This window comes from Pseudomonas sp. PDM02 (assembly GCF_014852285.1).
In the GTDB taxonomy this organism is placed as follows: Bacteria; Pseudomonadota; Gammaproteobacteria; order Pseudomonadales; family Pseudomonadaceae; genus Aquipseudomonas; species Aquipseudomonas migulae.
In genome coordinates this window covers 1-16,294 of the sequence record NZ_JACVBL010000018.1, presented here as the reverse complement: position 1 = coordinate 16,294, position 16,294 = coordinate 1, and the positions used below count along the sequence as shown (strand labels likewise).

The following is a 16,294-nucleotide window of genomic DNA, read 5'->3' as shown; positions in this document are numbered from 1 at the left end:
CTTGTTCCTTTTCAGCGATAAACCTGATGCCATTGCGCCAGCGCCTTGAAAACCTTCCCGTCGGCCAGAAACTGCTGGCCGCCCTGCTGGTGCTGTTGACCACCGTTTTGCTGGTCGCCAACCTGACCTTTATCAGCGCCGCGTACTACATTTCCCAGGAAAGCATGGCGCCCCAGGCCTTGCAGACCATCGGCCGACTGGTGTCCAACCCGAGCCTGGTGGCTGAAGCGCTGCAGTCACCACAAAATGCCGAGCGACTGCTCAATGAGCTCAACAGCTATTCACCGCTGCGCGCGGCAGCCCTGTATGACGGCAAGGGCGAAAGGCTGGCGCAGTTGCAACGTGGCGATCATTTGGGCCTGCCTGAGCGTTATCGCCACATCGAATCCTGGCAAGCCACCGAATTTCGCAGCAACCAAGTGATCACCCTGCCCCGCCCCGGCACCGCGCCCGGCCATCTGCTGCTGGTCGCCAGCAGCGAACTGCCGATGGCCTTCTACACCGGGACCCTGACTGCCAGCCTCGGCATTCTGATCTTCAGCGTGTTGTTATGGCTGGTGATCGCCCGGCAGATCAAACGCCTGATTACCCGGCCGATCCATCAACTCGAAGAGCTGTCCCGGCAAGTGACCCGGGAGGAGAACTACGCCCTGCGCGCCTCACGCGGCAACCATGACGAAATCGGCAGCCTGGCCGAGGCGTTCAACACCATGCTCTCGCGCATTGAGGCACGGGAGCAGCAACTCAAACGGGCACGGGACGAATCCCAGGCCGCTTACGATCAGGCCCAGGGCCTGGCCGAAGAAACCCGCCACACCAACCGCAAACTGGAACTCGAGGTCCAGGTGCGCAGCAAGATCGAGAAGAAGCTCACCGGGTTCCAGAATTACCTCAACAGCATCATCGACTCCATGCCGTCGGCACTGATCGCCCTCGACGAGCAGCTCTACGTGACGCAGTGGAATCAGGAGGCCAGCGCCCTCTCCGGCACACGCCTGGATGAAGCGCTGAATCAGCCGATCTTTCTTGCGTTCGAACCGCTCAAACCGTTTTTGCCTCAGCTCAAGCAAACCGTCGAGCAGCACACGGTGGCGAAGATCGAGCGCGTGACCTGGCTCAAGGACGATGAACCCAAGCATTACGCCCTGACCTTTTACCCGCTGATGGGCGGTGCCGGTCGTGGTGTGGTGATCCGCATCGACGACATCACCCAGCGCCTGTCGCTGGAGGAAATGATGGTGCAGTCGGAAAAAATGCTCTCGGTTGGCGGCCTCGCCGCCGGCATGGCCCACGAAATCAACAACCCGCTTGGCGCAATCCTGCACAACGTGCAGAACATTCGTCGACGCCTGTCCCCGGACTTGCCAAAAAACCTCGAACAGGCCGAACAAGTCGGCGTTGAGCTGGATACAGTCAACGAGTACCTGAAAGTACGTGAGGTGCCGCAGCTGCTCGACGGCATTCAACAGGCTGGCGCCCGGGCGGCGAAAATCGTCACCCACATGCTCAGCTTCAGCCGCCGCAGCACCCGGCAAATGGCGCCGTGCGATTTGCCGGCGCTGATCGATCAAGCCGTGGAAATCGCCGGCAACGACTTTGACCTGGCGATTGGCTTTGACTTCAAGGGTCAGGCGATCATTCGTCAGTTCGACCCCGCTCTGGGCCCCGTGCCCGGCACCGCCAACGAACTTGAGCAGGTGCTGCTCAACCTGCTGAAAAACGCTGCGCAAGCCATTCACCAGCGCGAGGACGGCTGCGAGCCGGGACGGATCATCCTGAGGACCAGACTCAATCCACCGTGGGCGGAAATCCAGGTCGAGGACAATGGCATCGGCATGAGTGAGAGCGTGCGCAAACGCACCTTCGAACCCTTCTTCACCACCAAGGAAATCGGTCAGGGCACCGGGCTTGGCTTGTCGGTTTCGTATTTCATCATCACCAACAACCACAAGGGTCAGATGGAAGTGCAATCGACCCTGGGCCAGGGCACGTGTTTCACCTTGCGCCTGCCGTTGACGAGCACCCCGCTCGTTTCTCAAGAACTCAATCAGCTTTCGAGGTAACCATGGGCTTTCGCTTGTCGAAGATCTACACCCGCACCGGCGACAAAGGCGAAACCGGGCTGGGCGACGGCCGCCGCGTGCCCAAGGACCACCCGCGGATCGAGGCCATTGGCGAAGTCGATTCATTGAACAGCCAGGTCGGCGTGCTGTTGGCCGGGCTCGAAGCGGAACTTGGAAAGTTTCCCGGATTAAACGAAGTGATCGAGGTTTTGGCGCCTTGCCAGCATCGGTTGTTCGATCTCGGTGGCGAACTGGCCATGCCCGAATATCAGGCGTTGAATGCGGCAGAAATCGAACGCCTGGAAACGGCGATCGATGTGTGGAATGAAGAGCTGGGGCCCTTGGAGAATTTCATTCTGCCGGGCGGTTCGGCGCTGATTGCGCAAGCACATGTGTGTCGAAGCCTGGCGCGCAGTGCCGAGCGCCGGTGTCAGCATTTGAATGCGCTTGAACCGTTGGCCGGGGTTGGCCTGGCGTACATCAATCGGTTGTCGGATCTGTTGTTTGTGGTGGCGCGGGTGATTGCCAGGCGTCAGGGGATTGCGGAGATTTTGTGGCAGCCTGCTGCGAAACCCGGGGTTTAAGCGGCACTCTTAAGGACGCCTTCGCGGGCAAGCCTCGCTCCTACTGGAGAATGCATATCCCTGTAGGAGCGAGGCTTGCCCGCGAATAGGCCGGCAGCTACACCAAAGAATCCGGCCAGAACGCCCGAATCCCCGCCACACCTTGGGCGCCTGCCGCCCAAGCCTGATCAACTTGCGCCGGCCCAACACCGCCGAGCAAGAACACCGGCTTGCTGAAACCTTCGATCAACGTTGCAGCCTGATCCCAACCCAGCGGCTGAGCCCCCGGATGCGTCAGGGTCGGCTGCACCGGCGACAGGGTCACAAAGTCCACGCCCATCTGCTCGGCCAGCGCCAGTTCCTCGGCGTTATGGCAGGACGCCGCCAACCAGCGCGTCGCCGGTAGCGGACGACCGGCCGCTGCGTATTTGCGCAGCTGTGCCGAGGTGATGTGCCAACCGGCCGAAGGGAAATCGCCCAACCATTCGAACGGTCCCTTGATCATCAACTGCGCCTTGCCGGCACACAGCCCGGCTGCGTCCACCGCCAGATCACGGTATTTCGGGTCGTAGCCGTTGGGCGCCCGCAGCTGGATCAACTTGATGCCGTTGGCGATGGCTTTCTGAATACCGCGCAGCAGCGCGGGGGTTTCCAGATCTTCAGGCGTAATCAGGTAAGCCGCAGGCAATCGCGCCGCCGCAACGATTGGCTGGTTGGCGGCCGGAAACTCATAGCCCGGCAGATCACGCGGCGCCACCCATTCCAAAGGCTGGCCTTCGGCACCGTGAGGTTCGCCGGAAAAGTCCGAGACCTCCCAGACATCCAGCAGCACTTGTTTGTCCGGATAGTCATGACGGACCTTGATCAGCGGTCGCGCGGCATTGACCACAATTCCCAGCTCTTCATGAAGCTCACGGGCCAGCGCAGTTTCCACGGATTCGTCGGCCTCGACCTTGCCACCCGGGAATTCCCAAAGACCGCCCTGATGCTGAGTGTCGGCGCGCCGGGCGATAAGGATCTTGCCGCTGCTCTCGCGGATAACCGCGGCGGCTACGTGTACTCGTTTCACTGCCCGACCTCCTCCAGACCCGCCTTTTGCCAGGCCTTGAAGGCTGGCCATTGGTAGATCGTTTCGACGTAGGCCTCGTCCGCCACCGGCAACTTCACCTGGTAAGTGCGAAGGCGCACGGCAATGGGTGCGAAGAACGCATCGGCCAGGGTCGCGCGGCCAAACAGGTATGGACCGGTTTCGGTCGCGGCGGCACGGCACTCGGCCCACAACGCCAGCATACGTTCGATGTCCGCCTGGACGTCTGCCGGGACCGGCGACAACGGTGCGTCACGGCTCAGGTCAAACGGCATGTTGCCGCGCATGGCGAAGAAGCCGGCGTGCATCTGTGCACAGGCCGAACGTGCCTGGGCGCGGGCCGCGACGTCTTTGGGCCAGAGGCCGGCGTGAGGGAATTGTTCGGCCAGGTACTCGGCAATCGCCAGGGAATCGGCGATGGTGCCGTGCTCGGTTTTCAGCAACGGGACTTTGCCGGTCGGCGAATGCTTGAGCAACTGCTCGCGAGTGTCCGGCTGGTTCAGTTTGATCAATTCTTCGGTGTACGGGGCGCCGGCCAGGTCAAGGGCCAGGGCGCCGCGCAGGGACCAGGAGGAATGCAATTTGTCGCCGATGATCAGGTGGAGGCTCATGTTCGGGACCTTTTGATGAGGGGGGACAGGCCAGAATCTTTGGTGTCTGATCGGACCTCTTCGCGGGCAAGCCTCGCTCCTACAGGGATTGCGCGATCCTTGTAGGAGCGAGGCTTGCCCGCGAAAGCGATCTGTCTTACGTACGGTACTCGGCGTTGATCTTCACGTATTCGTGGGACAGGTCCGTGGTCCAGATGGTTTCGCTGCAATCGCCGCGACCCAGTTCGATACGGATGGTGATTTCTTCCTGCTGCATCACCGCTGCGCCCTGGGCTTCGGTGTAGGTCGATGCGCGGGCGCCACGGCTGGCGATGCAGACTTCGCCGAGGAACACGTCGATCTTGCTCACGTCCAGATTCGGTACGCCGGCACGGCCAACGGCAGCCAGGATGCGGCCCCAGTTAGGGTCGGATGCGAACAGCGCGGTCTTGATCAGCGGCGAGTGCGCCACGGTGTAACCGACGTCCAGGCATTCCTGGTGATTGCCGCCGCCGTTGACTTCAACGGTGACGAACTTGGTCGCGCCTTCGCCGTCACGCACGATGGCCTGGGCCACGTCCATGCACACTTCGAACACAGCCTGTTTCAGCTTGGCGAACAGTTCACCACTGGCGGAGGTGATTTCCGGCAGTGCCGCCTGACCGGTAGCGATCAGCATGCAGCAGTCGTTGGTCGAGGTGTCGCCGTCGATGGTGATGCGGTTGAACGACTTGTTGGCGCCGTCCAGCAACAGGTTTTGCAACACGTCGCGGGAGACTTTGGCGTCGGTGGCGATGTAGCCGAGCATGGTCGCCATGTTCGGACGGATCATGCCCGCGCCTTTGCTGATGCCGGTAACGGTGATGGTCACGCCGTCATGCTCGAACTGGCGGCTGGCGCCCTTCGGCAGGGTATCGGTGGTCATGATGCCGGTGGCGGCAGCTTCCCAGTTGTTCACCGACAGGTCGTCGAGAGCGGCTTGCAGCGCGCCTTCGATTTTCTCGACCGGCAGCGGTTCGCCGATCACACCGGTGGAGTACGGCAGCACCAGGCTGGCATCGACGCCGGTCAGTTCGGCCAGTTTCGCGCAGGTGCGCTCGGCGGCGGCCAGACCCGGTTCGCCGGTGCCGGCGTTGGCGTTGCCGGTGTTGGTCAGCAGGTAACGCACCGGACCTTGCACACGCTGCTTGGCCAGGATCACCGGAGCGGCGCAAAAGGCGTTCAGGGTAAACACGCCTGCCACGGTGGAGCCTTCGGCGCAGCGCATGACCACGACATCCTTGCGTCCAGGACGCTTGATGCCGGCCGAGGCGATACCGAGTTCAAAACCGGCAACCGGGTGCAACGTTGGCAAAGGACCAAGACCAACAGCCATGAATGCGCTCCTTAATAAATGATGTCTGCACCGCTTTCAGGAAGAACGGTGGTGTAAATGGCAAAACGCCGCGACGGCTGATGCCGGTCGCGGCGCGGGTATTTCAGCGTATGAAACGGGTTTTACTGGATCTGCCCGTGGCAATGCTTGAACTTCTTGCCCGAACCGCAGTAGCACAGTTCGTTACGGCCCAGCTTCTGTTCGTTGCGAACCGGTGCGGTGGCGAGGGCTACATCGAGCTCTTCACCCAGCTGTTCCGGCTGATCAAGACCAGGCGCTTCAGCGTGCTCGAACTGCATGCGCGCCGCCAGTGCTTCGGCTTCCTGGCGCAGGCGTTGCTCTTCTTCGATCGGATCTTCGCGGCGAACCTGAACGTGCGACAGCACACGGATCGAGTCGCGCTTGATCGAATCCAGCAGCTCGGAGAACAGCGTGAACGACTCGCGCTTGTACTCTTGCTTCGGGTTCTTCTGCGCATAGCCACGCAAGTGGATGCCGTGACGCAGGTGGTCCATGGTCGACAGGTGGTCTTTCCACAGGTCGTCCAGCACGCGCAGCACGATTTGCTTCTCGAAGGTGCGCAGCGCGTCGGCGCCCGCCTGGTCTTCTTTCTCGTTGTACGCCGCGATGAGCTCCTGCATCAGCTTCTCGCGCAGGGTTTCTTCGTACAGGTGATCGTCTTCGTCGAGCCATTGCTGGATCGGCAGCGCCACACCGAAGTCGCTCTGCAACGCTGCTTCCAGACCAGACACGTCCCACTGCTCAGGCAGCGACTGCGGTGGAATGTGGGCGCTGACGGTAGCGTTGAGTACGTCCTGACGGAAGTCGGCGATGGTTTCACCGATGTTGTCGGCGGCCAGCAACGTGTTGCGCATGTGATAGATCACTTTACGCTGTTCGTTGTTGACGTCATCGAACTCGAGCAGTTGTTTACGAATGTCGAAGTTGCGGCCTTCAACCTTGCGCTGAGCCTTCTCGATGGCGTTGGTCACCATGCGGTGCTCGATCGCTTCACCGGACTGCATGCCCAATGCTTTCATGAAGTTCTTCACCCGGTCAGAGGCGAAGATGCGCATCAGGCTGTCTTCCAGCGACAGGTAGAAACGGCTGGAACCGGCGTCACCCTGACGACCGGCACGACCACGCAACTGGTTGTCGATACGGCGCGATTCGTGACGTTCGGACGCAATCACCTGCAAGCCACCCGACTCCAGCACTTGCTGGTGACGCTTCTGCCAGTCGGCCTTGATCTGGGCAATCTGCTCCGGCGTCGGGTCTTCCAGAGACGCGACTTCCACTTCCCAGTTGCCGCCCAACAGAATGTCGGTACCACGACCGGCCATGTTGGTGGCGATGGTCAGTGCGCCTGGACGACCGGCCTGGGCAATGATTTCGGCTTCTTTTTCGTGGAACTTGGCGTTCAGGACCTTGTGTTCGATGCCTTCCTTCTGCAGCAGCGCAGACATGTGCTCGGAAGTTTCGATGGTTGCAGTACCCACCAGCACCGGACGGCCGTGAGTCATGCACTCCTTGATGTCGTTGATGATCGCCGCGTATTTCTCTTCGGCGGTCAGGAACACCAGGTCGTTGTAGTCTTTACGCGCCAAAGGCTTGTTCGGCGGGATCACCATGACCTGCAGGCCGTAGATCTGGTGGAATTCGAACGCTTCGGTGTCTGCGGTACCGGTCATGCCGGACAACTTGTTGTACAGACGGAAGTAGTTCTGGAACGTGGTCGACGCCAATGTCTGGCTTTCGGCCTGGATGTTCAGGTTTTCCTTGGCTTCGATAGCCTGGTGCAGGCCTTCGGACAAACGGCGACCCGGCATGGTACGACCGGTGTGTTCGTCGACCAGGACAACCTGACCGTCCTGCACGATGTATTCAACGTTGCGGTTGAACAGCTTGTGCGCACGCAGGCCGGCATAGACGTGGGTCAGCAGGCCCAGGTTATGCGCCGAATACAGGCTCTCGCCTTCAGCCAGCAGGCCGACGCGGGTCAGCATGTCTTCGATGAACTGGTGACCGGCTTCGTTGAGTTCGACCTGACGGGTCTTCTCGTCGACGGTGTAATGGCCGGCCTTGGTGACTTCGCCTTCGACTTCTTCGACGTGCAATTGCAGCTGCGGGATCAGTTTGTTGATCTCGATGTACAGCTTCGAGCTGTCCTCGGCCTGACCGGAAATGATCAGCGGGGTACGGGCTTCGTCGATGAGGATGGAGTCGACTTCGTCGATCACGGCAAAGTTGAGTTCGCGCTGGAATTTTTCTTCCATGCTGAACGCCATGTTGTCGCGCAGGTAGTCGAAACCGAATTCGTTGTTGGTGCCGTAGGTGATGTCGGCGGCGTAGGCCTGACGTTTCTCTTCCGGCGGCTGGAAAGGTGTAACCACACCGACCGTCATGCCGAGGAATTCGTAGAGCGGACGCATCCAGTTGGCGTCACGGCGGGCCAGATAGTCGTTCACGGTAACAACGTGCACGCCTTTGCCGGACAGCGCGTTGAGGTAAACGCCCAGTGTGGCCACCAGGGTCTTGCCTTCACCGGTACGCATTTCCGCGATCATGCCTTCATGCAAGGTCATGCCGCCGATCAGCTGGACATCGAAGTGGCGCATACCCATGACGCGCTTACCGGCTTCGCGGGCGACCGCAAAGGCTTCTGGCAGCAGCTTGTCGAGGGATTCCCCTTTGGCGATGCGGGCCTTGAACTCATCCGTCTTGGCACGCAATTGATCGTCCGAAAGGGCCACCATTTGCTCTTCGAAGGCATTGACGAGTTGCACCGTCTTGAGCATGCGTTTGACTTCACGCTCGTTCTTGCTTCCAAAAAGTTTCTTTAACAAAGGCGCAAACATATCGGCAGGATCTTCCACACTAAAGGGATGGAGGGCGGCCCCGTGAGTCGCCCGTGCAGCCCTCATGGCCGCATGCGAACGAGCATTCTACCCGGAAACGATGGTGAGGAAAGTGGCGTTGTTCCACGATGCATGCACTGCGCTGTTACGGGGCTCACTTAAAATAAGGGCTTTTTGCTGAACTTCAAGCCACTGACGGCAGAAGTTACTTGTTGATTTAATGGGTAAAGCGCGCGCAAAGCAATGGGTCGGGCGCATCCAGTGCTTTCTGCTACCATGGCGGCTCTGTTACTTCAGGTGTCTGATCATGGCATTTCGCCCTCTTACGGCCAGAGCACCCGCCGTTCTGCTTCGCGAAGCCAAACCGCTGAAAGCCATTTTTGGCCATGCTCAACGCCTGGGTCATTTACAACGCCTGCTCGAAAGCCAATTGCAGCCCGCTGCGCGCGAACATTGCCATGTGGCTTCGTGGCGCGAAGGCAGTTTATTGCTGATTGTCACCGACGGACATTGGGCAACGCGTCTGCGCTATCAACAGAAGCGTCTGCAACGGCAGTTGCAGATGTTTGATGAGTTCGCCAGCCTGACGCGGATTCTGTTCAAGGTGCAGCCGCCGACCGTTCAGCAAGGCGCAGCCGGGCATACCATCAGTTTGTCGACGGATGCGGGGGCGACGATTCAGGCTACGGCTGAGGGGATCAGTGATCCTAATCTCAGGGCTGCCCTCGAACGACTGGCCGCTCACGCCAAACCCAAGGATTGAAATCACCTGGACCTTGTAGGAGCGAGCGGTGCGGCGATCCGACTTGCCCGCGAAGCTTTTGGCGCCCTCAAGGGCCCCTTCGCGGGCAAGCCTCGCTCCTACAGGGCATGCACCCGTCAGGAAATTAGCGGCGTTTGCTGCCGCCGAGCAACGACCCCATCAACCCGCGCACCAGTTGCCGGCCAAGCTGATTGGCCGCCTGTCGCATCGCCGACTTCAGCGCCTGCCCTGCGGCCGTGCCGAGAAGCTCCCCGGCCTTGTCGGTGAAGCTCGGTTCTTCTGGCGCAGGTTTGCCCGGTGCCGCTTCGGGTTCCGGCGCCAGGCCTTTGCGCCCCATCAGCACTTCATAGGCTGATTCGCGATCCACCGGTTTGTCATACCGCCCCTTGAACGGCGAGCCGGCGATCAGCAGCGTGCGCTCGGTTTCGCTCAGCGGCCCGATCCGTGATTGCGGCGGTGCCACCAGGACGCGCTGGACCATCTCTGGCGTGCCTTTGTCCTGCAATGTGCCGACCAGCGCCTCGCCGATCCCCAGTTCGGTCAGCACCGACAAGGCATCGAACGCCGGGTTCGGCCGGAAGCCCTCGGCCACCGCACGCAGGGACTTCTGCTCCTTGGCGGTGAACGCACGCAAACCATGCTGGATACGCAAGCCGAGCTGCGCCAGCACGTCATCTGGCAAGTCGCCCGGCGATTGGGTGACGAAATACACGCCCACGCCTTTCGAGCGAATCAGCCGCACCACTTGCTCCAGACGTTCCTGCAACGCCTTGGGCGTATCGGCAAACAATAAATGGGCTTCGTCGAAAAACAGCGCCAGCAGCGGTTTGTCGGCATCGCCGCGCTCCGGCAGTTGCTCGAACAGTTCAGCCAGCAGCCACAACAGGAACGTCGCGTAGACCTTCGGCGCTTCGTGCACCAGACGACTGGCATCGAGCAAGTGAATGCGCCCGCGCCCCTCGGCGGTCGGTTGCAGAATGTCTTCGAGTTGCAGCGCCGGCTCGCCGAACAAGGCCTCAGCACCTTGTTGCTCCAGGGTCGCCAATCGGCGCAACAAGGCCTGGCTGGAACCGGTGGTCATCAATGCGGCGTCATCGCCCAGCAATTCGGGGTGGTCGCGCAGGTGATTGAGCAGTGCCTTCAGGTCCTTCAAGTCCAGCAGCAACAGGCCTTCGCGGTCCGCCACTTTGAACGCGGCGTACAGCGCCGATTGCTGGCTGTCGGTCAACTCCAGCAGGGCGCCAATCAACAGCGGGCCCATTTCGCTCAAGGTGGTGCGCAAAGGATGACCGGACTGGCCGTGAATGTCCCACAAAGTGACCGGGTACGCCTGCGGCGTGTGATTCAGCCAGGGCATCCCGGCGATTCGCTCGGCGATCTTGCCCTGCGGGTTGCCGGCGGCACCGAGGCCGCAGAGGTCACCTTTGATGTCCGCTGCAAACACCGCCACGCCGGCATCGCTGAACGCTTCGGCCAGTCGTTGCAAAGTGACGGTCTTGCCGGTCCCGGTAGCGCCCGCGACCAGACCGTGACGGTTCGCCAGGCGCATGGCCTGGGCGATCGGTTGCCCCGCGAGATCGGCACCGATAACGAGTTGCGATGAATCAGGCATTTGGTCACCCATGGTTAATCTTTAATTCTGCACGGCCGATATAAAAGACTGAAAAGCTTCGGTAATCCCCCCAAGGAGAGGACGGAAATATCAGCTTGTTTTCATGACCGCCCACTGCGCGCTTCCTTATAAAAGCACGCCTTGGGCATTAAGACCTTAGCGGAACCCCAAGCCATGAACAAAAATCTGCGCTTCAGCCATAAAATCCTGCTTGCCGCCGCCCTCATCGTCATTGCCGCGTTCGCCTCGTTCACCCTGTACAACGACTATCTACAGCGCAACGCCATTCGCGAGGACCTGGACAAGAATCTGCAAAAAATGGGCAGCGTGACTGCCAACAATATCCAGACCTGGCTGACCGGACGCAGTCTGCTGATCGAAAACCTCGCACAAAACGCCGCGCTGAACCCGGACATCGGCAACGTCGCCAAGCTGCTGGAGCAGAAGGCGGTGACGTCGACCTTCATGGGTGCTTACATTGGCAACAAGGATGGCACCTTCATCATCCGCCCGGACAGCAAAATGCCGGATGGCTATGATCCGCGCGCCCGCCCTTGGTACAAAAGCGCCCAAAGCACCAGTGGCTCGGCGCTGACCGAACCCTACATCGATCTGGCCTCTGGCCAACTGGTCATCTCCATCGTCAACAGTGTGCTCAAGGACGGCCAGAACATTGGTGTGGTCGGTGGTGACCTGAGCCTGCAAGTGATCGCCGACAGCCTGAATGCGCTGGACTTCGATGGCATGGGTTATGCGTTCCTGATCAGCGCCGACGGCAAGATCCTGGTGCACCCGGACAAAGCGCTGGTGATGAAATCCCTGGCTGAGTCGTACCCGAAAAATACACCGCGCATCAGCAGCGATTTCAGTGAAGTGGAAGTCGATGGCAAAACCCGCATCGTCACTTTCACCCCGATCAAAGGCCTGTCTTCCGTCAACTGGTACATCGGTCTGTCGGTGGATAAGGACAAAGCCTTCGCGAAACTCAGCGATTTCCGCGCCTCGGCGGTCGTTGCGACCGTCATCGCAGTTGCGATCATCATTGCCTTGCTGGGCATGCTGATCCGCATCCTGATCCAGCCGCTGCACGTCATGACCCGCGCCATGGCCGACATTGCCGACGGTGAGGGCGACCTGACCAAACGCCTGACTATCCAGAACAACGATGAATTCGGCCTCCTGGGCACCGCGTTCAACCGTTTCGTGGAGCGCATTCACGGTTCGATCCGCGAAGTGTCTTCGGCCACCGGCCAGGTCAACGAAGTGGCGTTGCGTGTAGTCGCGGCTTCCAACTCGTCGATGTACAACTCCGACCAGCAAGCTTCGCGCACCAGCAGCGTCGCCGCCGCGATCAATCAGCTCGGTGCCGCAGCCCAGGAAATCGCGCGCAATGCCGCCCAGGCGTCGAGCCAGGCCAGCGATGCCCGAAACCTCGCCGAAGACGGCCAACAGGTGGTGGATCGCAGCATTGTCGCGATGAACCAACTGTCGAGCATGCTGAGCGCTTCGAGCACCAACATCGAATCGCTGAACAGCAAAACCGTGAACATCGGGCAGATTCTCGAAGTGATCACCAGCATTTCCCAGCAAACCAACCTGCTGGCGCTGAACGCCGCGATCGAAGCGGCCCGTGCCGGTGAAGCCGGGCGTGGTTTTGCCGTGGTGGCCGATGAAGTGCGCAACCTGGCACACCGCACCCAGGAGTCGGCGCAGCAGGTGCAGACCATGATCGAGGAGCTGCAAATCGGCGCCCGCGAGTCCGTCAGCACCATGAGCGACAGCCAGCGCCACAGTCAGGACAGCGTGGAAATCGCCAACCTGGCGGGCGAACGCCTGAACAGCGTGACGTTGCGCATTGGTGAAATCGACGGGATGAACCAGTCCGTGGCGACGGCGACCGAGGAACAGACGGCGGTGGTGGAATCGATCAACGTCGACATTACCGAGATCAATACGCTCAACCAGGAAGGGGTGGAGAACCTGCAATCGACGTTGCGGGCGTGTTCGGACCTGGAACAGCAGGCGGCGCGTCTCAAGCAGTTGGTCGGTAGTTTCCGGATCTAATGCGCTTCTGAGGGCCCCTTCGCGGGCAAGCCTCGCTCCTACAAGGTTTTACGTGAACCTGTAGGAGCGAGGCTTGCCCGCGAAGACGGTCTGTAACACACCACAAAACCCCAGCCGAACATCTATTCTTCATAAAGGTCAACCAAGGGAGTACAACGGACCGGAGGGATGTTCATCGTGCACATCGCGGACATAACCATGTTCTACGCCCCTGCCAGCGGTGGCGTGCGCACGTATCTGGATGCAAAACACCGTCGTCTGGGCGTCAAGCCCGGCATTCGCCACAGCCTGCTGATCCCCGGTTCACACTTGAGCGAACAGGACGGCGTTTACACGGTTCCGGCCCCTGCCCTGCCCTTCGGCAAGGGTTATCGTTTCCCTCTCCGTCTCGCCCCTTGGCGAAATGTCCTTCAAGATTTGCAGCCCGATCTGATCGAGGTCGGCGACCCGTACCTCACAGCCTGGGCGGCGCTCGATGCCCGCCGCCAACTCGACGTGCCAGTGATCGGCTTCTATCACTCGGACTTGCCGCTGCTGGTCAGCAATCGCATGGGCAATTGGGTCACAACCAACGTCGAAGCGTATGTCAAAAAGCTCTACGGCAACTTCGACCGGGTCTTGGCGCCGAGCCGGATCATGGCCGACAAACTGACCAGCCTGGGCGTGAACAACGTTTTCGTCCAAACCCTGGGCGTCGACCTGCAAACCTTTCATCCCGATGCCCGGGATCCAAGCCTGCGCACGCAACTGGGCATCAATGAAAACACGCACCTGCTGATTTTTGCCGGGCGTGGTTCCAAGGAAAAAAACCTGCCGGTGTTGCTGGAATGCATGCGGCGCCTGGGACGGCGTTATCACCTGTTGCTGGTGGGGTCGTCGATGCCGGTCGTGGTCCCGGACAACGTCACCGTCATCCATGAGTTCTGCCCCGTCACGCAGGTGGCGAAGTTGATGGCCAGCGCCGATGCGCTGCTGCATGCCGGTGACCAGGAAACGTTTGGCCTGGTGATCCTCGAAGCCATGGCCAGCGGCATTCCGGTAGTAGCTGTGGCGGCGGGAGCCTTTGAAGAAATCATCAGCGCAGAATGCGGGCTGCTGTGCGCGCCGAACGACCCGGTGGCGATGGCCAATGCGGTGCGGGAGCTGTTCAGTTCAGGCAGTGCCGCGCTCGGCCAACAAGCACGCCTCCATGTCGAACGGCATTACTCGTGGGACGCGGTGGTCGACAGTCTGTTGGGCCACTATCACGCCGTCCTCGGCAATCAATGGCCGCTGGCCGCCAATGGTTGAGCCCATGAGCGCGCCCTGCCTGTTACTCGTGCTGCATGACGTCGCGCCGCACACCTGGGCCGATTACCAACCGTTTGTCGAAGCCGTGGACGCCTTGGGTGAAGTGCCGATGACCTGGCTGGTGGTGCCGGATTACCACAGACACAACGATCTGGAGGCACACCCGGGGTTGCGCCGCCTGCTGACCGGTCGTGTCGCCCGAGGTGACGAACTGGCGCTGCACGGCTATTTTCATTGTGATGACGAGCCGCCGCCCAACACGCCACGAGACTGGTTCATGCGCCGTATTTATACCCGTGAAGGCGAGTTCTACACGCTGTCGCAGGACGCGGCCCTCACGCGTCTGCGCGCAGGTATCGAGCTGTTTCATCGCTATCACTGGCCGCTCGAAGGGTTCGTCGCTCCGGCCTGGTTGATGAGCGAAGGTACGCGCCGGGCCTTGCGCCAGTTACCCCTGAGTTACACCAGCGATCCACAGCATCTTTTTCGTCTGCCGGATTTCACCCCGGTCGATGCGCCGGGACTGGTCTGGAGTGCGCGCAGCGCATGGCGGCGAGGTTTGTCGAAGCTCGTCAGCGATCAGCGCGAGCAACGCTGGCGCCAAGCGCCGGTGATTCGTCTGGGCCTGCACCCGGTGGACATGCGTCATCGGTTCGCGCGCGATTACTGGCTGCACACCCTCAAGCGATTACTCGACCAAGGCCGCATGCCGATGACCAAGGCTCGTTGGCTGGCGCTGCACAGCGACCGCATCGGTCGCGCCGCATGAGCCGGGGGATTCTGCTGTTTGTCGCACTGCTCGCGGCGGTGCTGATTCCGCTGCTGCTGGGTGGCAACCAGACCTGGTCGCGATTGCAAAGCTTTCCACTGAGCTGGTTGCTGATCATGTTCGGCATGATCCTGCTGTGCTGGGTGGTGAACACGATGCGCTTGCGCCTGTTGCTGGGTGATGAGCGCGACAAGGTCAGCCCGGTCAAAAGCCTCGGCGTGGTGATGGCTGCCGAGTTCGCCTACTGCGCCACACCGGGCGGCAGCGGTGGACCGCTGACCATCATGGCGCTGCTGGCCCGTAACGGGGTGCGTCCGGCACGGGGCAGTGCGGTTTTCGCCATGGACCAACTCAGCGATCTGCTGTTCTTTCTCTGTGCGTTAAGCGGGATTCTGATTTATGCGCTGTTCCAGCACCTCAGCGAACGCATGGAGTGGCTGCTGACCGTCAGTGCGATATCGATGTTCGGCGGGCTGCTCAGTTGTGTGGTGATCGCGCGCTACCATCGGCTGCTGATTCGCCTCAGCGGGCGGCTGCTCGCACGTCTCAATGTCAAAGGCACCACGCGCCTGCGCTGGGCGCGAAAACTCCTGCACTTTCTTGCGGCGTTCACTGACACGCTGAAGTTGCCCTTTCGGACTTTGATCAAGGTGTTTGCCCTGACCTGTGTGCATTGGGTGCTGCGCTATAGCGTGTTGTACCTGGCGTTGCGCGGGCTTGGCGCGGATTTGCAGTGGGCCTGGAGCTTTTTGATTCAGATGCTTTCGCTGAGTGCGGGGCAGTTCAGCCTGTTGCCGGGGGGCGCCGGGGCGGCGGAATTGACCTCGGCTGCATTGCTGGCGCCCATGGTGGGGAAATCTACTGCGGCGGCGGCGATTTTGATTTGGCGGGCGGTGACTTATTACTTTTATCTGGTGGTGGGGGGACCGGTGTTTTTGTTGATGGTTGGGCGGCCGTTGTTGAAGAAGTTGATGAGGTTTAGGCAGGCTTAGTTTTTTGATTGTGTGTATATCCGATTCTGCGGTAACGGCGGCTTATGGTTTCGCTTTTACAGCGAGTCACTTTGGAAAAGCCCCAAAGTAACCAAAGGGCTCTTGCCCCTTTCGTTCGGTGCCTCGCTAAGGCTCGGCATCCCCTCGCTCCGGTCCTGCTCCGTGGGCCCGCCGCCATCGGCCATCCATGGCCGGGGGCGGCTAACCCGGCATCCATGCCGGGTTGCCCACTGCGCAGAACCTCCACTCGGCCTCTCGAGGGGGCGAC

At 60.7% G+C, this 16,294-nt stretch carries 12 protein-coding genes; 7 read left to right on the top strand and 5 right to left on the bottom strand.

Features of this window, described 5'->3' with window-relative positions; all coding sequences use genetic code 11:
* Nucleotides 1-26 precede the first annotated feature (26 nt).
* Both IB245_RS25835 and IB245_RS25830 read left to right on the top strand, forming a co-directional pair.
* Nucleotides 27-2,063: a sensor histidine kinase gene (locus IB245_RS25835; RefSeq protein ID WP_008029248.1), complete on the top strand. Its 2,037-nt coding sequence runs from the start codon at nt 27-29 to the stop codon at nt 2,061-2,063.
* A 2-nt stretch (nt 2,064-2,065) separates the two neighbouring features.
* Nucleotides 2,066-2,647 (top strand): cob(I)yrinic acid a,c-diamide adenosyltransferase, encoded by a 582-nt coding sequence (locus IB245_RS25830; protein WP_192229101.1) that lies wholly within the window; start codon nt 2,066-2,068, stop codon nt 2,645-2,647.
* A 97-nt stretch (nt 2,648-2,744) separates the two neighbouring features.
* On the opposite strand, the gene IB245_RS25825 is transcribed toward IB245_RS25830, so the two are convergent.
* The 4 genes from IB245_RS25825 to secA form a co-directional block, all read right to left on the bottom strand.
* On the bottom strand, nt 2,745-3,695 hold the full coding sequence (locus IB245_RS25825) for a Nudix family hydrolase (RefSeq protein WP_192229100.1): 951 nt from the start codon (nt 3,693-3,695) through the stop codon (nt 2,745-2,747).
* Nucleotides 3,692-4,324, bottom strand: coding sequence for a glutathione S-transferase family protein (locus tag IB245_RS25820; RefSeq protein ID WP_192229099.1), 633 nt, complete (start codon nt 4,322-4,324; stop codon nt 3,692-3,694). The genes IB245_RS25825 and IB245_RS25820 overlap by 4 nt, the downstream gene beginning before the upstream one ends.
* A gap of 136 nt (nt 4,325-4,460) precedes the next feature.
* A complete protein-coding gene (gene argJ, locus IB245_RS25815) occupies nt 4,461-5,678 on the bottom strand; it encodes a bifunctional glutamate N-acetyltransferase/amino-acid acetyltransferase ArgJ (RefSeq protein WP_192229098.1) in 1,218 nt (405 codons plus the stop codon).
* A gap of 122 nt (nt 5,679-5,800) precedes the next feature.
* The gene (gene secA / locus IB245_RS25810; RefSeq protein ID WP_192229097.1) at nt 5,801-8,536 is read right to left on the bottom strand and encodes a preprotein translocase subunit SecA; all 2,736 of its coding nucleotides are present in this window, start codon (nt 8,534-8,536) and stop codon (nt 5,801-5,803) included.
* A gap of 307 nt (nt 8,537-8,843) precedes the next feature.
* On the opposite strand from secA, the gene IB245_RS25805 reads away from it, so the two are divergent.
* The gene (locus IB245_RS25805; protein WP_008029261.1) at nt 8,844-9,299 is read left to right on the top strand and encodes a DUF721 domain-containing protein; all 456 of its coding nucleotides are present in this window, start codon (nt 8,844-8,846) and stop codon (nt 9,297-9,299) included.
* Nucleotides 9,300-9,423: 124 nt separating this feature from the next.
* On the opposite strand, the gene IB245_RS25800 is transcribed toward IB245_RS25805, so the two are convergent.
* The gene (locus tag IB245_RS25800) at nt 9,424-10,911 is read right to left on the bottom strand and encodes a helicase HerA-like domain-containing protein (protein WP_032832797.1); all 1,488 of its coding nucleotides are present in this window, start codon (nt 10,909-10,911) and stop codon (nt 9,424-9,426) included.
* Between the two features lie 174 nt (nt 10,912-11,085).
* Here IB245_RS25800 and IB245_RS25795 point away from each other — a divergent pair, with 174 nt between their 5' ends.
* The 4 genes from IB245_RS25795 to IB245_RS25780 all read left to right on the top strand — a co-directional run bounded on the left by IB245_RS25795 (nt 11,086) and on the right by IB245_RS25780 (nt 16,026).
* Nucleotides 11,086-12,975 carry a methyl-accepting chemotaxis protein gene (locus tag IB245_RS25795; protein ID WP_192229096.1) on the top strand — a complete coding sequence of 630 codons (1,890 nt, stop codon included), beginning with the start codon at nt 11,086-11,088 and terminating at the stop codon, nt 12,973-12,975.
* Nucleotides 12,976-13,143: 168 nt separating this feature from the next.
* Nucleotides 13,144-14,265 (top strand): glycosyltransferase family 4 protein, encoded by a 1,122-nt coding sequence (locus IB245_RS25790; protein ID WP_008043334.1) that lies wholly within the window; start codon nt 13,144-13,146, stop codon nt 14,263-14,265.
* Nucleotides 14,258-15,034 (top strand): DUF2334 domain-containing protein, encoded by a 777-nt coding sequence (locus IB245_RS25785; protein WP_192229095.1) that lies wholly within the window; start codon nt 14,258-14,260, stop codon nt 15,032-15,034. The genes IB245_RS25790 and IB245_RS25785 overlap by 8 nt, the downstream gene beginning before the upstream one ends.
* A complete protein-coding gene (locus IB245_RS25780; RefSeq protein ID WP_008043336.1) occupies nt 15,031-16,026 on the top strand; it encodes a lysylphosphatidylglycerol synthase transmembrane domain-containing protein in 996 nt (331 codons plus the stop codon). The genes IB245_RS25785 and IB245_RS25780 overlap by 4 nt, the downstream gene beginning before the upstream one ends.
* The last annotated feature ends 268 nt before the right edge of the window (nt 16,027-16,294 follow it).

Bases quoted from the DNA above. Each gene is read 5' to 3' on its own strand.
- IB245_RS25790 (WP_008043334.1), top strand. From the start codon at position 13,144: ATGTTCATCGTGCACATCGCGGACATAACCATGTTCTACGCCCCTGCC.
- secA (WP_192229097.1), bottom strand. From the start codon at position 8,536: ATGTTTGCGCCTTTGTTAAAGAAACTTTTTGGAAGCAAGAACGAGCGT.
- IB245_RS25785 (WP_192229095.1), top strand. From the start codon at position 14,258: ATGGTTGAGCCCATGAGCGCGCCCTGCCTGTTACTCGTGCTGCATGAC.
- IB245_RS25800 (WP_032832797.1), bottom strand. From the start codon at position 10,911: ATGCCTGATTCATCGCAACTCGTTATCGGTGCCGATCTCGCGGGGCAA.
- IB245_RS25795 (WP_192229096.1), top strand. From the start codon at position 11,086: ATGAACAAAAATCTGCGCTTCAGCCATAAAATCCTGCTTGCCGCCGCC.
- argJ (WP_192229098.1), bottom strand. From the start codon at position 5,678: ATGGCTGTTGGTCTTGGTCCTTTGCCAACGTTGCACCCGGTTGCCGGT.
- IB245_RS25805 (WP_008029261.1), top strand. From the start codon at position 8,844: ATGGCATTTCGCCCTCTTACGGCCAGAGCACCCGCCGTTCTGCTTCGC.
- IB245_RS25820 (WP_192229099.1), bottom strand. From the start codon at position 4,324: ATGAGCCTCCACCTGATCATCGGCGACAAATTGCATTCCTCCTGGTCC.
- IB245_RS25780 (WP_008043336.1), top strand. From the start codon at position 15,031: ATGAGCCGGGGGATTCTGCTGTTTGTCGCACTGCTCGCGGCGGTGCTG.
- IB245_RS25830 (WP_192229101.1), top strand. From the start codon at position 2,066: ATGGGCTTTCGCTTGTCGAAGATCTACACCCGCACCGGCGACAAAGGC.
- IB245_RS25835 (WP_008029248.1), top strand. From the start codon at position 27: ATGCCATTGCGCCAGCGCCTTGAAAACCTTCCCGTCGGCCAGAAACTG.